Genomic DNA, 20,007 nt, shown 5'->3' on the forward strand with positions numbered 1-20,007 from the left:
GCATGGTTGATGCTGCTTGTGCTAGCATCAAAGGTTCCAAATGCCAGCAGGAAAATTACATGTCGTTCCCTTGGGCGGACTCGGCGAGTTCGGAATGAACTGCATGGCCGTCCGCTGGGGGGATGACATCCTTGTAATCGACGCAGGCCTGATGTTTCCCGAGGCTGAACTGTTGGGCGTCGATATCGTCGTTCCGGACATCAGCTACCTGCTGGAGAACCGTGACCACGTTCGAGCCATCGTTCTGACACACGGACATGAAGACCATATTGGCGCCTTGCCGTCGATCCTGACCGACCTGAACGTTCCGGTGTACGGTACCGAATTCACGTTGGCGTACGTCGAAAACAAGCTGGAAGAGCATGGCTTGCTGGACGACGCGAAGTTGATCGAGATCAGTCCGGGCGAACGCTTTAAAGTCGGTCCATTCACGATCAACCCGATTCGCGTGACGCACAGTCTCGTGGATTGCGTGGCGCTGGCGATCCATACGCCCCTTGGCGTGCTCATCCACACGGGTGATTTCAAAGTCGACCCGACTCCTACCGACAATAAGCTGTTCGACCTACATAGCTTTGCCGAATATGGCAAAGAAGGTGTGTTGGCGCTGTTCCAGGATTCCACGAACGTCGAGCGTCCGGGCTACACGCCGAGCGAAAGGGCGGTACGGCGAAAGTTCGAAGAAATTTTCACGATGACGAGCAGGCGGTTATTCATCGCATGCTTTTCGTCATCGATTCACCGTATCAAACTGGCGATCGATCTGGCTTACGAGTACGGACGGAAGGTGGCGCTGGTCGGCCGCTCAATGTCGGAATCGACCGAGATCGCGCAGGACCTCGAATACATCGACATACCCGACGGGCACCTGATCCATCCGGGCGATATCAAGAAATATCCGCCGAACAAAGTTTGCGTGATGATCAGCGGAACGCAGGGAGAGCCGATGTCTGCGCTGTCGCGAGCCGCGGTCGACAACCACAAGCACGCAAAGATCGAGAAAGACGATACCGTTGTTCTGTCTTCCAGGATCATCCCCGGAAACGAAAAAGCAATCTATCGCATGGTGGATCACCTCTTCCGTCGAGAGGCCCACGTAGTGTATGACGACGGATCGAATCCCCCAGTCCATGTAAGCGGACACGCCAGCCAGGAAGAACTGAAGCTGATCATCAACCTGGTGAAGCCACAGTACTTTATTCCGATTCATGGCGAATACCGGCAACTAAAGCGTCACGCGGAACTGGCGAAGAGCATGCACGGGGCGGTTGGATCCGTGATGATGATCGAGAGCGGCGACGTCCTGGAATTTGACGAATTGGGTGCGCGCAAAGCCGGGCGGGTCAATGTTGGGCGAGTATGCATCGATTCGAATTCCATGGGCGACGTGGTGGAAGAACTGATCATCCGCGACCGACGTCACATCAGCGAAGACGGGATCGTGCTGCCGATCATTGCGATTAACAAATTGACGGGCCGTGTGGAAGGACCGCCGGAGATCGTGACACGAGGCTTTGCAGGGATAGGGGAGAACGGATTCATGAACGAGGCCCGCAGCGTCGTCGTCAACACACTGGAAGTTTCAAGCGATGAAGAGAAGGCGGACTACGGCGTAATTAAGGAAAAGATCCGGCAGGACTTGAAGCGTTTCATCGTTAAGAATACGTCACGCCGTCCTCTCATCATGCCAGTCATCCTCGAGATCTAACCGGCACAGCGCATGGGAACAGCTGCTCATCCCCAGCCGATTCGTCGAAAAAGAACTTACCTTTTCATGCTGCTGTTGTTGCCGATCGCGGGGCTCGCTTCCGCGCCGTTCATTTCTTATCACCTTCGTGCCGCTTCTTTACTGCTGCGAATTGAAAACCCCAACAGTGCGGATCCCCTCGCTCGATACCACACCTACCAAATCGGTGAAGCGACTTCGGAACTTCCTGCGTTGTTCGGAAAGGTGAGAGCAAGAACATATACGCCACTTGGGATGGCGGACCCACCCGCGATGGTGGTGGTGCATGGAGTCCACCATCTTGGCATCGACGAGCCGAGGCTGGTGGCGTTCTCTCGCGCGCTGTGCGCCAGCGGCATCAAGGTGTTTACGCCCGAGATCGCACAACTGGCGGACTACAGGATCACCAGATCATCCATTGATCTGATTGGCGCGATCTCGGTCTGGTACAGCCAACAGATTGGCAAAAAGGTGGGATTGCTCGGGCTGAGTTTTGCAGGAGGAGAGTCGCTGATCGTGGCGGCCGATCCGAATTACTCAAAGAATCTGGCGTTCGTGGTGTCGATTGGCGGCCACTACGATATGCAACGAGTGTCCGAATTCTATGTCACCGGGCAGATTCCGCGTCCTGACGGTTCGATCTACAAAATGGCTCCGCATGAGTATGGTGCCCTGGTACTGGTCTATTCCCGCCCGGAAGAATTCTTCCCTGCCAAGGATGTACCAAAGATAACGAATGCGCTCAAATTGCTGTTGTGGGAACAGGTGGACGAGTCGAAAGCCGCAGCTCAGGGTATGACTCCATACAGCTCGGCCAAGTTGCAGAAGCTGTATGAACACGATCGGTCGATGATCGCCGGGGAATTGAAGTCCGCCATTCTGAAGCACACGAAAGAGATGGAAGAGGTTTCTCCCAAAGGGAAGCTGAAGGGTGTGAAAATCCCAGTCCTCCTGCTGCACGGGGTTGCAGACGACGTAATCCCCGCGACTGAAATGGAGTGGATCGAGAAGGAAGTGCCGAGGCAACACCTAAGGGGGGCGCTGACCAGTTCCCTGCTGAGTCATGTGAGTATCGCCGGTGAGCCGCCGTGGAAAGACAAAATGGCGCTGGTGAACTTTATGTCTGAGCTGATGAAGCTGGTGGATGAATCGAATCAGGAGAAATTGAGTAATTGATGGTAACCCTGGAAAGAATTAACGAGGCACGTGAACGGCTGAAGGGAGTGGCAACCAGGACGCCAATCGTTCCATATTCGCAACCGATTGACGGACGCGTGCTGTATCTGAAGCCCGAGAATTTTCAACCGATTGGCTCCTTCAAACTCCGAGGCGCGTACAACAAGATCTGCTCGTTGAGGGAAGATGAGCGACGCAGGGGAGTTATCGCCTACTCCAGCGGAAATCATGCGCAGGGTGTCGCTTACGCAGCGCGTGCGATTGGCGTGAAAGCTACCATCGTGATGCCAAGGAATGCGCCGCCGATCAAGCTCAATGGAACAAAGGCGCTTGGCGCAGAAGTGGTAATGGTTGGTCCGGGCAGTCACGAACGGAAAGCCAAGGCCGAAGAGATTGCCAAAGAGCGCGGATTGGCTATCGTTCCTCCTTACAATGACGAGAACATCATTGCGGGAGCTGCGAGCGTTGGAATGGAGATTGTCGAGGATCTCGCCGGCGTTGAAGTTGTGTTGGTGCCGGTGGGCGGGGGCGGCCTTGTGAGTGGGGTGTCTACGGCTGTGAAACTATCGAATCCGAAGGTGCAAGTGATTGGCGTAGAACCGGAGTTCGCCAACGATGCCCAACAGTCGCTCAAGACAGGCAGAATCGTGGAACTTAGCGCGGAAGAAGTGACGAGAACGGTCGCGGACGGGCTGCGGACCCAAAGCATCGGAGAGATTAATTTCCAGCATATTCGACAATATGTCGACGCTATTGTCACGGTGAAGGAAGACGAAATTCTCGCGGCGATGCGCCGGCTTGCCACGGAAGCGAAACTCGTAGTTGAGCCGAGCGGCGCAGTGACGACGGCTGCCTTCATGTTCCACGCCGGCGAATTCCGGTCTGGAAAAACAGTCGCGGTTATCAGCGGCGGCAGCGTAGAGCCGGAGTTCCTCGCGAAAGTGATCACCGGAAGTAGCATTTAGGGAGACGTACCTGGGCAAGTTATCCTTTTTGGCAGAGGTGTAGCGATGAGGCGATTTCTACTGGCAATTGCGTTGATGATGTTGTCTGCGTCACTGTTCGCACAGGACGCTCCGCCGGACAACACTCACGGCGTGATGGTACGAGTGGCACAGATCTACGTATCGCCGGATGCAGGTTCGGCAAAGCTCGGTGAGGTGACCAGAGGGCGTGAGGTCGTCGTACGCGGTCAAAGCAAGGGCTGGCTTCAGGTGACCGCCTACTTCCCTCCGCAAAAGGAGATAGCCGGGTGGATCGTGGACAAGGGCGTGATTCGTCCCAACACGCCGGACGGGGACCGGATAGCGTTCGGTGAAGCGACCGCATCGGAACTGATCGCCAGCCAAAGAGGTGGCCGCAAAGGTGCGGCCGATGATGCACGTCGTCTCTACTATCGCGTTTACGAGTTCTTTCCAAAATCAAAATTAGCCGGCGAAGCCCTGTATCGGGCGGCGGACATTCAGTGGCAGATCGAAGCCGGCGACCTCCGCGCGCGGCCACGGCGCGATCCGAACCTTCGGGACGACATTGACGACACGTGGATGAAGCTGGTTATGAAGAAGTTCCCAGGGACGAAGTGGGCGGATTTGGCGGCATACCATTTGCTCGACAACAAGACCTGCGGTAACTGGGACGATACGAAGTGTCCGGAAAAGGAAGCCGAGTTGTACGAGAAGTATGCGGTGGAACATCCGGGTTCTCCGAGCGCTCCGGAGGCGCTCTACAACTCCGCCTACCGTCGGGCGGTGCTGAACGACATGTATAAGTCGGAGAACAAGCAGAAGCAGGCCGATGAAAGCAAGAATCGGGCGAAGGCTACGGCCCAGAACGCGATTGCGAAGTACCCAGATACGGACTGGGCATACCGGGCGCAGGCTCTGATATACATGCTGGAGCAATCAATTCCGATCTACGGCAACGCCGTGGAGTAGCTTTCAACCCGATTCGGCGGAGGAGCTTTTGCACGATTACGTATTGGCAGTAATTCTTGGCATTGTGGAAGGTTTGACGGAGTTCCTGCCGGTGAGTTCGACCGCCCACTTACGGATCGTCGAGAACTGGATGAGTGTTTCGCTCGAAGATCCTTACTGGAAAATGTTTTCGATCGTGATCCAGTTGGGAGCGATCCTCTGTCTGCCCATTTACTTTCGGAAGCGAATCGCTGAATTCCTCTCCACATTTCCGACGGGAAAGAACGGCAACCGGACTTTGTTCAACCACCCGGTTAGCCTTACCCTGGTGGCGTTCTTCTGCACGGCAATTCCCTCGTTCCTTCTGACCAAGATCATTGGAAAACACCTGGAAAGCCTGGTGGTGATGGGAACATCGTTGCTGGTGGGCGGAGTCATCATGTGGCTGGTAGATGTGCTCTATGCGCGAGGAGCGCTCCCACGCCGAACGGAAACGATGGACCAGATGAGCCTGGGTCAGGCTGTCTGGATTGGCTTCATGCAGGTACTCTCGGCAGTGTTCCCGGGGACATCACGCTCCATGGCGACGATCGCGGCCGGCCAGTTGGGCGGGATGAGTCGCTCGGCAGCCCTGGAATTCTCGTTCTTTCTCTCGATCCCAACCATGGTAGCCGCTACCGGATATGACCTGTTGAAGTCGCTCCGGCCGCACGATGGGGTGGGGCACTCTATAGGAACTGGCCCTTCCACAGCAGCAGAATGGGTGACCTTGGCCATTGGTTTTGTGGTTTCGTTCATCGTTGCTTATGGCGTGGTGGCGTGGTTCATGCGATGGGTACGGACGCGTGGATTTGTGCCATTTGCCTTTTGGCGGATCGTGATTGGAATCGTGGTTCTAGCGACCGCTGCCCGCATGGGCTAAGCCCTTGTAACCCAATCCGTTACCCCTGATCTAAAATCCGCTTCCCGAAGCTCCTGGTCGTGTCATAATCGATTTGCTCTGGCGTTCTCGCGCGGCGGCGCGAAGGACCCTTACCTCTTGGTTCCTCAGTTGGCGCGGTGAAGATACCGCGTGTTTGGAGGTATTCCTTTGCGTTTGACCGGCACGCCTTCATGAAGTTTCTTTCGGTTGCGTTTAACCCGACGAAGAACCGCCGGCTCAATGAGCTGGTGGGATTTCTTCTGTTCGTCTCCGCGCTCCTCCTGTTCCTCGCCCTCGCTTCGTACTCGCCGTCCGATCCGTCCCTGAATACCGCCTCGAACCGTCCAGCTTGGAAGCCGACTGGCAACTGGATCGGCATTGTCGGTGCCTATGGAGCCGACTTCGCCCTCCAGGTGTTCGGGTTCGCGGTGTTCATGATTCCAGTTTTCATCGTCATGCTTGGCATGCGGTGGTGGAAATCGCGCAATGTGGATGCCTACATCGCGAAGACGATCGGATGCACGGCGCTGTTCCTGTTCTTCTCTGGATTTCTTGGCCTGCTTCCGTGGCACTGGCGCTGGATGAAATCCGTGCCGATGGAAGGCCTGCTTGGGCGCATTGTCGCTGATGTCCTTTTGCACCTGCTGAACACAGCAGGCGCTTACATTGTCTCGCTCGCCGCTATGGCGGTGGCGCTCTATCTATGTACGGCGTTCTCGTTTGGTGAAGTCAAGACCTGGGCACTGACGCGCTTCGCGTTCCTTTACGCCCTTCGCGACCGGTATCGCGACTGGCAGGCAGCTCGGGCGAAGGCTCGAGCCGCGAAGGAACTGGAGAAGAAGCGATCGGAAAAACCGGTGGTAGCAACCAAGCCCGTCGTTGCCACGAAGCTGGTTCAGGCGAATCGCGAAGAAACCAAAGCTGCCGCAGGGCCTCCACCGGTCGCGGTTCCCATGCCGGCGAACGTTTTGCCCATGCAGCCGGTTAAGACCGGGATCGAACGCACGATGGAAGAGATGTCCTCAAACGGGACAGAACACACGGAACCTCCGGTTACCAGTCGGGCAGATACGACCTCCAAGCCGAAAACCACCATGCCCCGTGCTACCGGAGGATTCAAGCTCCCCTCGAGTGTGCTGCTACATCGTCCGGAAGATGCTTTTGCCGTCAACGAGGACGAGCTCAAGAACCTGGCGAAGGTGTTAACAGAGAAATGTTCCGAGTTCGATGTGCACGGCCAGGTGACGCAGATCAATCCAGGGCCGGTGGTTACCACGTTTGAAATGAAGCCGGAGGCCGGCATCAAGTACAGCCGGATTACCGGCCTTTCAGACGACCTCTGCCTGGCATTGCGGGCCGAAAGCATTCTGATCGAGCGAATGGCCGGCAAGAGCACAGTAGGCATTCAGGTTCCAAATCGCGAGCGCGAGACGATCTGGCTTCGTGAACTCATCGAGTCGCAGGAGTTCCTGGGCAGCAAGTCGAAACTTACGTTGGCGGTCGGTAAGGACATCAACGGGCGGATCAACGTTGCCGACATGGCGACGATGCCTCACCTGTTAATCGCAGGTTCTACAGGCTCGGGCAAGTCGGTGGCCATCAACGCGATGATCATGTCCATGCTGTACAAATCCACTCCGGACCAGGTGCGGTTAATCCTGGTGGATCCAAAGCGAGTGGAACTGGGCATGTATGACGGTGTGCCGCATCTTTATACGCCCATCATTACAGAACCCAAACTAGCGGCGAATGCGCTCCGAAATGCGGTCCGCGAGATGGAGCGCCGGTTGAAGCTCCTGGCATCACGCGGGGTCCGCAACATCGACCAGTACAACAAGCTTTTCGAAGAACAGCGCACGCCGAGCCTGTTCGAGGAAGGAACGGAGCAGGAAGGTCCGATTCCTTACATCGTCATCATCATCGACGAGCTGGCCGACCTGATGATGCTCGACAGCTCGAACGTGGAAGAGAGCATTACGCGTTTGGCGCAGATGGCACGAGCGGTCGGAATTCACCTGGTGCTGGCGACACAACGTCCGTCGGTGGACGTCATCACGGGATTGATTAAGGCGAACTTCCCTGCTCGCATGTCTTTCCGAGTGGCGACGAAAGTTGACTCGAGAACGATTCTCGATGCAAACGGCGCCGAGGCCCTTCTGGGACGCGGCGATATGTTGTATCTACCTTCAGGATCGGCACGCGTGCTGCGCCTGCATGCTCCATTTGTTACCGAGAAGGAGATCCATAGCGTGGTTGAGTTCTGGAAGTCACAGGCGACGGCGCAATACCAGCAGGCATTCCTGGAGCCGCCTAAAGACGAGAATGGGCGCGCGGAAGATGGTGGCGGAGGTTCGGGCGAGGACGAACACGACGAGCTTTACGAAGATGCAGTACGCCTGGTCCTCGAGTTCGGGAAGGCCTCGACGTCTCTGCTACAGCGCCGGTTGAGAATCGGGTACGGTCGTGCGGCGCATCTTATCGACCTGATGGAGCGCGACGGTATCGTCGGGGCTGCGGATGGTCCGAAGCCAAGAGAAGTACTGAAGCGTCCTGACTGGATCACCGAAGTGGAACAATCACTGCGGTAAAGGATCCCTGAATGAAAGAGGGGCAGCCGTTGAGCTGCCCCTCTTTTATTGCAGTGAGAGAAGACTAGAAGCGGAACACGATGCCCGTCGAGATACGAGCATTGTTCTGCGTCTGCGAGCCGAAGCGGGTCATCAAGTAATCTACCTGCACAAGCCTGAACGCAACATTGCTGTGAACCCCAACATCCAAGCCGCCGCCGAGCGCCATTGCGAAGGCGTTATCAGAAGCTCCGCCGATGCCATCCACTGAGCCGGACGCGTGCGATACGCCGAAGAGAACGTGCGCAAAGGGCTTTACCTTTTCATATTGGTTGTAGGAAACGGTGGGTCCGAACAGGAAGTTGTGAACCTTCACCTTCACGCCACCAACGGACTTATAACCACCGCTGATATCGCCAGTGATCCCAAGCCAGTTATTAACGTTGCCAGTGACGGCTGCATTCCATCCGTTGAAGCTTTCCCCTTCAACGCGGGTGTACTGGTAACCGCCAAAGACTTCGGCCTTGTAGTCGTTCTGTGAAAACGCAGGCAGGGCAAAAAGCACCGCCAACGCGAAAATCAAAGCAACTCTACGCATTATTTCTCCTTTATTTTTTGACCCGATTTGCTGCCTTAACGATACCGGTTGACACTGGTTCCCGCGAGTTACCAAGGTATGAATCCATTAGTCACAAGTTGGAAGTCCGTCGAGATAAATGGCTTTAGGGTTTCTCGGCGCCTTGAACTACAATGCCAGCTCATAACCAGCAATCCTTATGGAAGAACTTTTCTTCTTTGGGTTTCTCGCCATTGTTCTCCTTTGCGGGCCATGGATCGGCCTGCTGCTGCTTCGTTCTCGCGTTCGGCAACGAGAGCGGCAGATGGACGAACGCTTCAGCCATCTGACGCAGCGCATTTACGAACTGGAGTCTCTGTTTCGCCATACTCCCGCCAGCGCACGTACTTCCGTGCAGCCGGAACGAGTTCCGGTGGCTGAAATGCCGCCTCCGGCAGAAATTCCTATTGTCGAGCAGTCTCCAATCTTTGAACCCATCGCCGAATCCAGAGTTTCTGCTCCGCCGCCACCACCATTTGTGGATATTCCACACTCGGTCACAGCAGAGCAGCAATTCGAACCTGCGCCTGTGGAAAGCCGTCCAAGCCTTGTCGACAGAGTTCGTAGCCTCGGTTCCATCGAAGAGATTCTTGGCAAGAACTGGCTGAACAAGCTGGGTGTGATCTTGCTTGTCATCGGCGTTGCCTTCTTCCTTGCTTACCAACTGCAAACTCTTGGACCTGCCGGGAAGATTCTGGTCGGATTCACGGTTTCCGTCGCCCTGCTCGGTTCCGGCATCTGGTTCGAGCGTAATGAGCGATATCGGATCCTGGCACGAGCGGGCATCGGCGGCGGATGGGCGCTGGTGTTCTTCACAACGTACGCGATGTACCACGTCCCTGCGGCACACGTCCTATCATCGCAGGCAGTAGATCTCGTACTAATGCTGGCCGTTGCGTTCGCGATGGTGTGGCATACCTTGCGCTATAACTCGCAGGTAGTAACGGGCCTGGCCTTCCTGCTCGCCTACAGCACGGTCTTCATCAGCCGGGTGAATGTCTACTCGCTGTCGGCTGGAGCGATCCTCGCCGTGGGGATCGTGCTGATTACGCTTCGGCGATGCTGGTTTGAGCTTGAAGTCTTTGCCATACTCGGCAGCTACCTGAATCACTTCTTCTGGTCGCGCCCCATCATTGAGCCGATGAATGGGCACAAACGTCCGTTCCCGGAATTCTTCGCCAGCGCCGGCATACTCATTTCCTATTGGCTTATTTACCGCGTGTCCTACGTGCTGAGGAAGCCGGCGAACCAGCGCGAAGAGAACATTTCCACGGTAGCGGCATTGCTGAACAGCGTGATGCTGCTTGCGATTTTGAAGTACCAGTCCGTCCATCCGGAGTGGGCTTTCTGGGCGCTGCTGGTGATCGGCTCCGTTGAGATGGTGCTGGGACAGTTGCCGGTAACGAAGCGTCGTCGTATCGCCTTCACCGTACTGACGACGATCGGGGCAATCCTGCTGGTCGCGGCGATTCCGTTCCGATATTCCGGAGCGCGCGTATCGGTACTTTGGGTCTTTGAAGCCGAAGCGCTGGTGCTTCTCGGTCTTTGGACGCGCGAAGTGCTTTTCAGTCGCCTTGGCCTACTCGCGACGCTGGCCGCGGCCGCACAGATGATTGCAATCGATGTCTCGGCAACATTCGGCCGGCGCATGGACGGAGCAGATCTTTCTGCTGACTACCGAACGGGACTGCTTGTGCTTTGCGTCGCGGGGTTGATCTTATACGTCAACGCGCATTACCTGAACCGCCGGTGGCCAGAACTGCTGGGCCATTGGATCGAGCAGCGATTACTTCGTTATGCCTCTTATTCAGCGGCCATCCTGATTGTCGCTGGGCTCTGGATGACCTTCCCTGAGATGTGGACGGCTGTCGTCTGGGGAGCTTTTGCACTGGGACTTGCAATCGCCGCAAAACGTTGGGGCATACAGGACTGGGCCGTCCAGGCGAACGTCGTCGCAGCGCTGGCGCTCTTGCGAGTGCTCGTACTGAACTTTACTTCCACTCTTCAGTACAGACACATCAGCCTGAGGCTGGTCACAGTTGGAGCCGTGGCCATCCTGTACTACCTCACATCGCGGTGGACCGGTTTCGCTGATCGCGCCCGATTGCGGCGGCTTCCCGACGCCTATACCTGGACTGCATCCACCCTGCTCGCGGTGCTCATGTGGTACGAACTACAAGCAACCAGCGTCGCGCTGGCATGGTGCTTATTTGGTCTGCTGTTGTTCGAGATAGGCGTCAAGCGAAACACAGACTCGCTTCGCTGGCAGGCTTATGTGGCTCTTGCCTCGAGTTTCCTGCGAATGCTCTTCGTAAACCTGAACGCCGATCCCAATCCGGGCGAATTGAGCGCGCGGGTATATACGATTGTGCCTTTGGCAATTGCGTTCTTCTACGTCTACATGCGGCGCTCAGAAGTAAGGGGAACGCGGTGGGAAGGGATCGTGCTCGCCTTCCAGGCGTGGGCGGGAATGATCACAATAGCGTCGCTGGTAAGATTCGAGCTTCCTCAGAACTGGGTGGTGACTGGTTGGGCCGCAGAGGCATTAATCCTGTTCGCCACGGCCTACCTCCTGAAGAACAGGGTGTTCCAGCAGCAGGCGCTGCTACTGAGTGCGGCAGTCCTCTTTCGCAGCCTGTTTCATAACCTGTATGCGCGAGGCCCACAGCCTTGGAGTACAGCCGCTATCGCCGTAGCTGTATCGGCGACCGTACTGTTCGCTGGACTTTGGCTGGCGTTCACACTTCGCGAACCAAGCTGGCCGGAATGGAAGGGACCGCGATCGCTGTTCACAGTACTCGCCGCTCGTCCCGAACAATTGATGTTCTTCATCCCGCTGGTGATCGTCACCGTGCTACTGGCAGTGGAGATGCGAAGCGGATTGATTACGGTCTCCTGGGGACTTGAAGGCGTGCTCGTCTTCTTATTTGCCCTGTGGGTAGGAGAACGAAGCTTCCGCATCAGTGGCCTGGCGCTATTACTGCTTTGCGTAGGAAAGATCGTAGTGATCGACGTATGGGGACTGAACCCACGCGATCGATACGTTACTTTCATCATCATGGGTTGTGCGCTGTTGCTGGTGAGCTTCCTCTATACCCGTCATCGGGAGGCAATCAAACAATATCTATGAGACGGTTTGGTCTGTTTGTCGTGATTGCATTGCTGGTGGGCGGTCTGGCCTTGAGCCAATGGCGGAAGCCGCAGGCGTACGCGTCGCCGGACGCAGTGCTGCATTTCATCGGCGAAACCGAGCGCGAACTAAGCCGCCTTCCGCTCAGTGCGACCCGATTGTCGAATGCCGACGAAATCCGGTTGGGCAACCGTCTGGCAGAACAGTACGCGTATATCGAGGAACGAGATCAGGACGACCCTGATATCAACGAAACTCGCCAATACATCGATAAAGTCGGACGGATGCTGGCCTTGCGAGCGAATCGCAAGCTTCCGTACAAGTTCCATTACATCCCCGACCGAAACATGGTGAACGCTTTTGCAATTCCGGGCGGGCACGTTTACATCGGACTTGGACTGCTCGACATGATGGATAGCGAAGATGAACTCGCGTCCATACTCGGACACGAACTGGAGCACATCGACCGCTACCACGCCATGGATCGCATGCAAGTCGAGGCTCGCTTACGGCATCTGGGCGTGTTCCGGGTTATTGCGCAGGTTCCCATCGCGCTGTTCCAAGCCGGATACAGCAAAGAACAGGAACTGGAAGCGGACCGGGAGGGCACACGACTGGCGGTAATGGCCGGATACTCGGCAACCGGAGCTGTCCGTATTCTCGAAGCATTTCAGCGCAAGTATGAGGAAGTGGAGAAACGCGCTAAATCGCCTCAGGAAGAAGTAGGGAAAGTCGTGCTGGCGACAATGTCTGAATATTTTCGTTCGCATCCACCGACCAACGAGCGTGCCGCACAAATCCGCGACTTGATGATTTCGGAAAAGTGGGCGCCTGGGGGTGAAAGGCCACTGCAGATCGCATACCTGTTATGGACCGGAAGAGCTGAACAAGCCTTGGAGTCGGACAAGTACCGCGCAGCCGAAGGATTTGCCACTCAGGCGCTACAAAACAAGCCGGAATTTGAGCGTGCCCTCCGATTGTTGGCGCGAGCACAGTATTTGCAGGCCAATTTCAAGGACGCCTCCGCAACGTATGCTCGCCTACTGAAATTGAAGCCCTACGACGGAGAATACATTCGAGCGTTCGCCGACGGGATCACCGACATGCTTCCGGAGGACAGCGGCAGCGTCCGCCAGATGTTTGAAACATGGATGAAATCCGCCGAGGCTAGTTCGACTGACACCTGGGATGTGAAGGCTGGAATCGAACTTCGTGACGGACGTCCGGCAGAAGCGGAACGCCTAATCGCGGACTTGAAAGCACATCCCGCATCGGAGAACAATCCCGAGCGCATGAGCCGGATCGCTTGGTGGTATTACCGAGCACAGGATTACCCCCGCGCGTTCTCGCTGTTAGAGTCGGCAGCCCAGCAACGGCCGGGTGATGGCCGCATACTGACTGATTTCGCGTGGGCAGCAATTGAGCTACAACGGTATCAACAGGCAATTGCTAACCTGCAAGGCACAAGATCGAAAACAGATTCGGCAGAAATGGCGATGGCTTCCGCCGTCGCGCATTGGCTGGCTCAGGACAAGACCGCAGCCTTATCAGAGTACCGGCAGGCAGTGAATCAGGAGCCGGCGTGGGAGAACCGCGCCTGGGTAGCACCCCAGTATTCAACAACGGTGCTGCGAGCCATATCGGAGATCAAGCAGGAATTGGAATGGCAAAAGAGATCAACCTCTGTTGCGGACAGGCGAGCGCAGTAGAATTTCTGCGTCATGATCTTCCACACCGAATACCACACCTTTAACACTAAGCGGCATCGAGAGTACATCCACATCACCCCGCAGGTTGATGCGGCGGTAAAGAAGAGCGGCATCCGCGAAGGGATGGTGCTCGTATCGGCGATGCATATCACCGCTGGCGTATACGTCAATGATAACGAGACGGGATTGATCGAGGACATCGACGAGTGGCTCGAAAAGCTGGCTCCATTTCGCGAGGACTATCAGCACCACAACACTGGCGAAGACAACGGCGACTCCCACCTGAAGTCCATGATTGTGCATCACCAGGTGATCGTTCCGGTCACGAACGGCAAACTCGATCTCGGGCCATGGCAGCGAGTGTTCTACGCAGAGTTCGACGGACAGCGGCCTAAACGGCTGATTATCAAAGTCATGGGCGAATAACGGCGATTTGCCGCAGTTTTGCATCCAACAACTGCCATGGCCCGTAAAGACCAAGCCGCCGAACTACTTCGGCAAGGATGCTCGCCGACCCAAATCGCCCAGCAGATGCGGACAACTCCGGCCGCCGTTATGCAATACCTTTGCGTGAAGATCGGCGAGGGTGAGTTGCGGCGGTCGGACATCGCCTTCTCTCTTCCTCCGGAAACCCGAACGGCAATCGAAGAAGCTATCAAGAAGACAGGCTCTACTTCTGCCGGGGTCGTCGGCCGCGAACTGCGCAAGCGTGGCATTCGTGCCAACCGAGTGGATGTGGGCATTTACATTCATTACCGCCGTGCGCGAGTCGTGCTCGGCGATATGTACGAACTGGTCCGGACAGTAGAGGTCCGCCTGCACAGCTTCCTCAAGCAGGCGTTTATCACAGAGTTCGGCGAGGAGCAGTGGTGGCGAAGCGGCGTTCCGGACAACATCCGGGCAGATTGCGCGGCCCTGCTCGAAAAAGATCCCGAGCCCGCCGACGAGCCATACTGCTATACGCACCTGATCAACCTGCGCGAGATTCTGGACAAGCGCTGGTCCGTTCTCACGAAGTACATGCCGAAGGCGTTGCTGAACCAGAAGAAAGAGCTGCTCGATCGAATCACAAAGTTAAACCGCATCCGAAACAGCGTTATGCATCCCGTGCGCAACGCAGCACCGTCGGAAAGTGACTTCGAATTCGTGCGTGACCTGGAACGTGATCTGGCGGACCTGAGAGTTCATAATCCGGCTGAGAAGGAGGAGGTGCCTCTGGCAGAAGCCATCGAGGCTGCGGAACAGGGTTCTGCGCCCCACGAACTGGTAACCACCATCACCGATGCGAATGCCGAAGAAACTCCGCCGCAGGAGGAAGTCGCCTGACCTTCCCGAAAAGCGCTACACGTCGTGAAAATTCACTTACGCAGAAGCGACGCAAATCCCATATCCGTGCATCTTTAGTCTTCAGCGCTGCATTGCACCAAGCCATGCTTACGGGTACCCAGATGTTACAAAAAGTGCCGGCTAATTCCTCCGTTGAGTCCGATCGCAAGAACAGAATCCACAGCGTTTCTAACTCGATAAGTGCAGCCAAAACCATGCTTGCAGCGGAACTCCGCGACATACGCCGGAGGCTCTCTCAACTCGAACGTGAACTGGTCAACGATGTGACCAACGACAGTTCCCAACAGGAAGCTGCCTAGGATTGCTTCGCACCGGGAGAAGTCTCGCCGGACATCCTTTGAAGCTGGTCTACGATCCCTCGCACCGGGATTCGTAGCCAGTCGGGCCGGTACTCCAATTCGTGAGTAACTTCAATCAAGCATTTCTCGATCAGGTACGACCGTATTAGAATTCTGCGTTCTTTGTCCGACGCCGGAAGGTACTCGGCATTTCCGGCATTTTCCAGATAGGATTTCAGGAAAATAGCGCTCATCCAGGTTCGCCACGCATTGGCCCACTGCTGAAGTGTCGGCAAGCGATCGTAAGCGACCACGATACCCGGCACCTGTCCATACAGCACCGCGTAAGAGATGTAGTGGAACGAGCGGATCATCGAAGCTACATCTCGCAGGGCAGAACGTTTGATTCGACGTTCACTCATCGGACGCGTGGCTTCACCGTCGAAATCCATGATGAGCACATCATTACCCGTGAACTGCAGATGGCGCAGATGGAAATCGCCGTGAATGCGAATGCGGCTGCACGAGATTCGCTCATCACGCAGATCCTGCAAATGGCGGCGCACGTCCGACTCGCGCCCGAGCAATTCGTTGACATCGTCCCTCAGAGCGCCCGTCAGGCTTTTATGGCGGACCCGCAACGCGTCAAACGTTCGCCCAATCTGGCCGAGCATGCCGTGATAAAGGCCGTGCCGATAGAAGTCGGTGAACGGTTCTGGAGTAAACTCCGGGATTTCCGGCTTGCTGGAAAGCGCTGAATGTAGTTCCGCTGTTCGCTTACCGAGTTGGCCGATCGTATCGAGCCGCGTCCCCAGCAGGTCGCGCATGATAACCGGGACGGGCATAGAAGCGGCCGTTAGCAAGTCAACCGACGGATTCATTTCCCGTAATCTCGAATCGTCGGCAGGTATCGTCAGCGCACGTTCGAAATATAGGCCGAGGTGATCGAGCATGTAGTCCCAACCGTTCGTCCCGTTTCTAGCGAAAGAAGTCAACAGACCAAGGGTTGTGGCTTGAGCTCCCTCGTCAAATGCCTCTTGGTATTCGAGGAAGCCGAGGGCTCTCGGCATATTGCAGAAGTCGGTATGCTCCGTGAGGAACTCCATGATTTCGCGATCAGGATTCGGTCCCGGCTCCAGCCGACGGTAGAGCTTGAGCGTGAAATCTTCTCCGAACCGGATGTAAGAGTTCGGCTGATCGGTGGGAATGCGATGAGGGGCAAGGTCAGAGCGTTTCCGCCCCCATGCCTTGCGAAACGCGCGCGTATGGCCGGCTTTCAACTCGCCATTATCGCTCTTGAAACGGCGGCGCTTTACCATTGCACCAAGAAGCGAATTACTGAAATCGGTATCGAATACCGCACCGTAAAGAACGGTCGTTTCGGCCGACATGCCGGCAACTTTTGCCAGCACTGCTTCTCGATTGTCCCGCAGGAGCGTGTCGGCTTTCTCGCCAGAGACGAGCGACAGCGCCACCAGATATGTATCCGGATCCCCGTCGGTGTACTCGATGTCCGTTAAGAGTAGATACCCTCGTGACCCACCGACTGGGATTACATCCTTCAATGAAACTTCACGAATGTGCCGGTTGCGGCCGAGAAACCAGGAACGCTTCGGAAGTAGTCTCGGCAGCAGACGGACCACGCCCGTCCAGGCGGAGTAGGAAAATACGTCCTCAGTTGCTTCAGCCACAAGCGTGGGGACTTCATCCTTGGAACCAACCGCGAGCGACTCCAGGCTCACTTCTTTCGGCTGCATGTGAAACCAATGGAAGGCGTTCGGCCCCAGAGAAAGGAAATACGGCTGGTCGGAGGTAACGGGAAACCTGCTACGTCCGAAAACCTCTACCGGTACCAGACCGGCGTGCCGCGAAAGGTCCAGTTCTACGCTCTGGGCGAACCGGGACAAGTTTGCGACGACCAGAATCTTCTCGTCTTCAAACTGCCGGATAAACGCCAAGACCTTGTTATTGCTGGGGTGCAGAAACTCCAGCGAGCCCCGCCCGAACGCCGCAAACTGCTTGCGCTGCGCAATCATGCGCTTCATCCACCAGAGCAGCGAGTGGGGATTGTTTTGCTGCGCCTCTACGTTGATGGCCTCGTAATGGTATTGCGGGTCGATGTTGACCGGCAGGTATAAACGTTGCGGATTCGCACGTGAGAATCCTGCATTACGGTCGGCGCTCCATTGCATTGGCGTACGGACACCATTGCGATCGCCAAGATAAACGTTATCCCCCATCCCAATTTCATCGCCGTAGTAAATGACAGGCGTTCCTGGAAGAGCGAACAATAATCCGTTCATCAACTCGATCTTACGGCGGTCGTTTTCGAGCAGTGGAGCCAGTCGCCGCCGGATTCCTAGATTGATTCGCATCTGGCGATCGTGGGCATAGCTCCGGTACATATAGTCGCGCTCTTCGTCCGTGACCATTTCGAGCGTCAACTCGTCGTGGTTTCGAAGGAACATCGCCCACTGGCAATTCTCAGGAATAGAAGGCGTAAGCCGGAGGATGTCGATGATCGGATAGCGATCTTCCATCCGCAGCGCCATAAACAGGCGCGGCATGACGGGAAAATGGAATGCCATATGGCATTCGTCGCCGGTCCCAAAATAAGCGACGGAATCTTCCGGCCACTGGTTGGCTTCGGCCAGTAGCATTCGGCCGGTGTACTTCTTATCGACGTGCGTCCGCAATTCCCGTAGTACCCGGTGCGTTTCCGGCAGATTCTCGCAATTTGTCCCCTCGCGCTCGATCAGGTACGGAACCGCATCAAGGCGTAACCCGTCGACGCCCATATCGAGCCAAAAGTCCATGGCAGCGAACATCGCGTCGCGAACCTCCGGGTTGTCCCAGTTCAAATCGGGCTGATGCGAGTAGAACCGGTGCCAGTAGTAGGCCTTTGCGACCGGGTCCCACGTCCAGTTGGAGGTTTCGAAATCCTTGAAGATGATGCGTGTTTCCTTGTAGAGCTCTGGCGTATCGCTCCATACGTAGAAGTTGCGCCAGCGACTCCCGGGCGCGGCACGGCGCGAACGCTGAAACCAGACGTGCTGGTCGGAAGTGTGGTTCAGCACCAACTCGGTAATGACGCGAATGCCACGTCGGTGCGCTTCTTTCAGGAATTTCTGGAAGTCGCCCAGAGTCCCATAAGACGGATGGATGTCGTTGTAATCTGCAATGTCGTATCCATCATCTTTGAGCGGCGAAGGACAGAATGGCAGAAGCCAGATCGCCGTTACGCCCAAATCCTCCAGATAGTCCAGCTTTTGGGAAAGGCCAATGAAGTCTCCGATTCCGTCCGTTACGCTGTCGTAAAACGCGCGTACGTGCACTTCATAGATAATGGCGTCTTTGTACCAAGTGGGATTCGAGCGCAAGTTCATGTCTTGGATTAAGCCCGGGAAATGACTGATCTACTCGGATGCAGTTTAAGACAAATTGGTAGCAGCCGGCTTTAAATCTCGTATTCCGACCCACCGTATTTTAATCGAGCGACTTGCGGAAACGCAGGATACTGAAACTCAGGATGAGCAACGCAAATGCCGCCATGCTGGCCATCTGCGGCCATAACACCGAAAATCCAACTCCCTTCAAATACACCCCTCTGAGGATTACCAGAAAATAGCGAAGCGGGTCCGCATACGACACGATCTGTAGCCACTCGGGCATGCTGCTGATCGGAGATGAAAATCCCGAAAAGATGATCGCCGGCATGATGAAGAAGAAAGCCGAAATCATCGCCTGTTGCTGCGTGGAAGAAACCGTGGAGATGAGCAACCCTGTCCCAAGCATGCAGAGCAGGAACAGCACGGTTCCAGCAGTGAGCACCATCAAACTTCCACGCAAAGGAATGCCAAACCAGAGCGTCCCGACTGCAGTAATAAGAGCGGCATCCATCAATCCGATCAAGAAGAACGGAATCGTCTTGCCAAGGATGAACTCTGACTGGCGGATCGGCGTCACCATGATCTGCTCCAGCGTACCGATCTCCCTTTCCCTCACGACGGCGAAAGCGGTCAGGATGATGATGATGACTAGCATTAGGTTACCCATCACCCCGGGAACAAAGAACCACTGGCTGCGCAGGTCAGGGTTAAACCAGGGACGGTGCTCCACTGACACAGATGGCATTTGTGACGCCATCAATGGTGACGTTCGTCCCAAGGATTCCTGTTGATACGTCTTCGCGAAATCGGCCGCAACCCGGTTCATGTAGCCAACCGCAATCAAAGCCGTATTCGAGTTGCTCGCGTCCACGATCGCTTGTACCGACGCGGTCCCTCCCTTCTGAAGTTCCCGTGAGAAGCCAGAATTGATTTGTAGGGCGAGCACAACATCCCCGCGATCAATCAATGTGTGCAACTCATTCCGGTCCTGGGTACGAACCTGGATGTCGAAATATGGGCTTCCTTCCATCCTGGAAATGAGTTCCCTGCTCTCGGGGCTATTGTCGTAATCCACAATTGCAGTCGATGCATGCTTGATTTCAAGTGTGGCGGCATAGCCGAATATCAACATCTGAAGAATCGGTGGCCCTATCAGGACAAATCGCGTGCGCTTATCCCGGAACACCTGGATGAACTCTTTGATCAGCATCTGCCACAATCGCATCCACATGGC

Annotated in this window: 13 protein-coding genes; 10 read left to right on the forward strand and 3 right to left on the reverse strand. The window is 55.9% G+C overall.

All coding sequences use genetic code 11. The annotated features are described in order from the left end of the window. The first annotated feature begins 40 nt into the window (after positions 1–40). From VN577_10715 to VN577_10740, 6 genes are all read left to right on the forward strand, one after another. The gene (locus VN577_10715; protein ID HWR15294.1) at positions 41–1,708 is read left to right on the forward strand and encodes a ribonuclease J; all 1,668 of its coding nucleotides are present in this window, start codon (positions 41–43) and stop codon (positions 1,706–1,708) included. Between the two features lie 66 nt (positions 1,709–1,774). Then, positions 1,775–2,902, forward strand: coding sequence for a hypothetical protein (locus tag VN577_10720; GenBank protein HWR15295.1), 1,128 nt, complete (start codon positions 1,775–1,777; stop codon positions 2,900–2,902). After that, the gene (locus VN577_10725) at positions 2,902–3,867 is read left to right on the forward strand and encodes a threonine/serine dehydratase (protein ID HWR15296.1); all 966 of its coding nucleotides are present in this window, start codon (positions 2,902–2,904) and stop codon (positions 3,865–3,867) included. The genes VN577_10720 and VN577_10725 overlap by 1 nt, the downstream gene beginning before the upstream one ends. 45 nt (positions 3,868–3,912) lie before the next feature. Beyond that, entirely contained in the window at positions 3,913–4,836 is a 924-nt protein-coding gene (locus VN577_10730) for a hypothetical protein (GenBank protein ID HWR15297.1), read from the forward strand. Positions 4,837–4,879: 43 nt separating this feature from the next. Continuing rightward, complete coding sequence (locus VN577_10735; GenBank protein HWR15298.1) at positions 4,880–5,737, forward strand: undecaprenyl-diphosphate phosphatase; 858 nt, start codon at positions 4,880–4,882, stop codon at positions 5,735–5,737. Between the two features lie 191 nt (positions 5,738–5,928). Then, the gene (locus tag VN577_10740; protein ID HWR15299.1) at positions 5,929–8,325 is read left to right on the forward strand and encodes a DNA translocase FtsK; all 2,397 of its coding nucleotides are present in this window, start codon (positions 5,929–5,931) and stop codon (positions 8,323–8,325) included. Between the two features lie 64 nt (positions 8,326–8,389). On the opposite strand, the gene VN577_10745 is transcribed toward VN577_10740, so the two are convergent. Next, complete coding sequence (locus VN577_10745) at positions 8,390–8,902, reverse strand: hypothetical protein (protein HWR15300.1); 513 nt, start codon at positions 8,900–8,902, stop codon at positions 8,390–8,392. Between the two features lie 178 nt (positions 8,903–9,080). Between VN577_10745 and VN577_10750 the strand changes: the two genes are divergently transcribed. From VN577_10750 to VN577_10765, 4 genes are read left to right on the forward strand one after another with little or no spacing between them, the layout of a single operon-like run. Next, a complete protein-coding gene (locus VN577_10750) occupies positions 9,081–12,050 on the forward strand; it encodes a DUF2339 domain-containing protein (protein ID HWR15301.1) in 2,970 nt (989 codons plus the stop codon). After that, positions 12,047–13,759, forward strand: coding sequence for a M48 family metalloprotease (locus VN577_10755; protein HWR15302.1), 1,713 nt, complete (start codon positions 12,047–12,049; stop codon positions 13,757–13,759). Before VN577_10750 ends, VN577_10755 begins: the two co-directional genes overlap by 4 nt. A 12-nt stretch (positions 13,760–13,771) precedes the next feature. Further along, positions 13,772–14,185 (forward strand): secondary thiamine-phosphate synthase enzyme YjbQ, encoded by a 414-nt coding sequence (locus VN577_10760; protein HWR15303.1) that lies wholly within the window; start codon positions 13,772–13,774, stop codon positions 14,183–14,185. A gap of 36 nt (positions 14,186–14,221) precedes the next feature. Then, complete coding sequence (locus tag VN577_10765; protein ID HWR15304.1) at positions 14,222–15,085, forward strand: helix-turn-helix domain-containing protein; 864 nt, start codon at positions 14,222–14,224, stop codon at positions 15,083–15,085. 316 nt (positions 15,086–15,401) lie between these two features. Here the strand turns inward: VN577_10765 and treS are convergent, their stop codons facing one another. After that, positions 15,402–18,770, reverse strand: a complete 3,369-nt coding sequence (gene treS, locus VN577_10770; protein ID HWR15305.1) for a maltose alpha-D-glucosyltransferase — start codon at positions 18,768–18,770, stop codon at positions 15,402–15,404. A 100-nt stretch (positions 18,771–18,870) separates the two neighbouring features. Next, on the reverse strand, positions 18,871–20,004 hold the full coding sequence (locus VN577_10775) for an ABC transporter permease (GenBank protein ID HWR15306.1): 1,134 nt from the start codon (positions 20,002–20,004) through the stop codon (positions 18,871–18,873). Between the last annotated feature and the right edge of the window lie 3 nt (positions 20,005–20,007).

The organism is Terriglobales bacterium (genome assembly GCA_035561515.1).
GTDB lineage: Bacteria > Acidobacteriota > Terriglobia > Terriglobales > Acidobacteriaceae > DATMXP01.

Coding starts and splice junctions, on each gene's coding strand:
- VN577_10715 (HWR15294.1), top strand. CDS start 41: ATGCCAGCAGGAAAATTACATGTCGTTCCCTTGGGCGGACTCGGCGAG.
- VN577_10720 (HWR15295.1), top strand. CDS start 1,775: ATGCTGCTGTTGTTGCCGATCGCGGGGCTCGCTTCCGCGCCGTTCATT.
- VN577_10725 (HWR15296.1), top strand. CDS start 2,902: ATGGTAACCCTGGAAAGAATTAACGAGGCACGTGAACGGCTGAAGGGA.
- VN577_10730 (HWR15297.1), top strand. CDS start 3,913: ATGAGGCGATTTCTACTGGCAATTGCGTTGATGATGTTGTCTGCGTCA.
- VN577_10740 (HWR15299.1), top strand. CDS start 5,929: ATGAAGTTTCTTTCGGTTGCGTTTAACCCGACGAAGAACCGCCGGCTC.
- VN577_10745 (HWR15300.1), bottom strand. CDS start 8,902: ATGCGTAGAGTTGCTTTGATTTTCGCGTTGGCGGTGCTTTTTGCCCTG.
- VN577_10750 (HWR15301.1), top strand. CDS start 9,081: ATGGAAGAACTTTTCTTCTTTGGGTTTCTCGCCATTGTTCTCCTTTGC.
- VN577_10755 (HWR15302.1), top strand. CDS start 12,047: ATGAGACGGTTTGGTCTGTTTGTCGTGATTGCATTGCTGGTGGGCGGT.
- VN577_10760 (HWR15303.1), top strand. CDS start 13,772: ATGATCTTCCACACCGAATACCACACCTTTAACACTAAGCGGCATCGA.
- VN577_10765 (HWR15304.1), top strand. CDS start 14,222: ATGGCCCGTAAAGACCAAGCCGCCGAACTACTTCGGCAAGGATGCTCG.
- treS (HWR15305.1), bottom strand. CDS start 18,770: ATGAACTTGCGCTCGAATCCCACTTGGTACAAAGACGCCATTATCTAT.
- VN577_10775 (HWR15306.1), bottom strand. CDS start 20,004: ATGTGGATGCGATTGTGGCAGATGCTGATCAAAGAGTTCATCCAGGTG.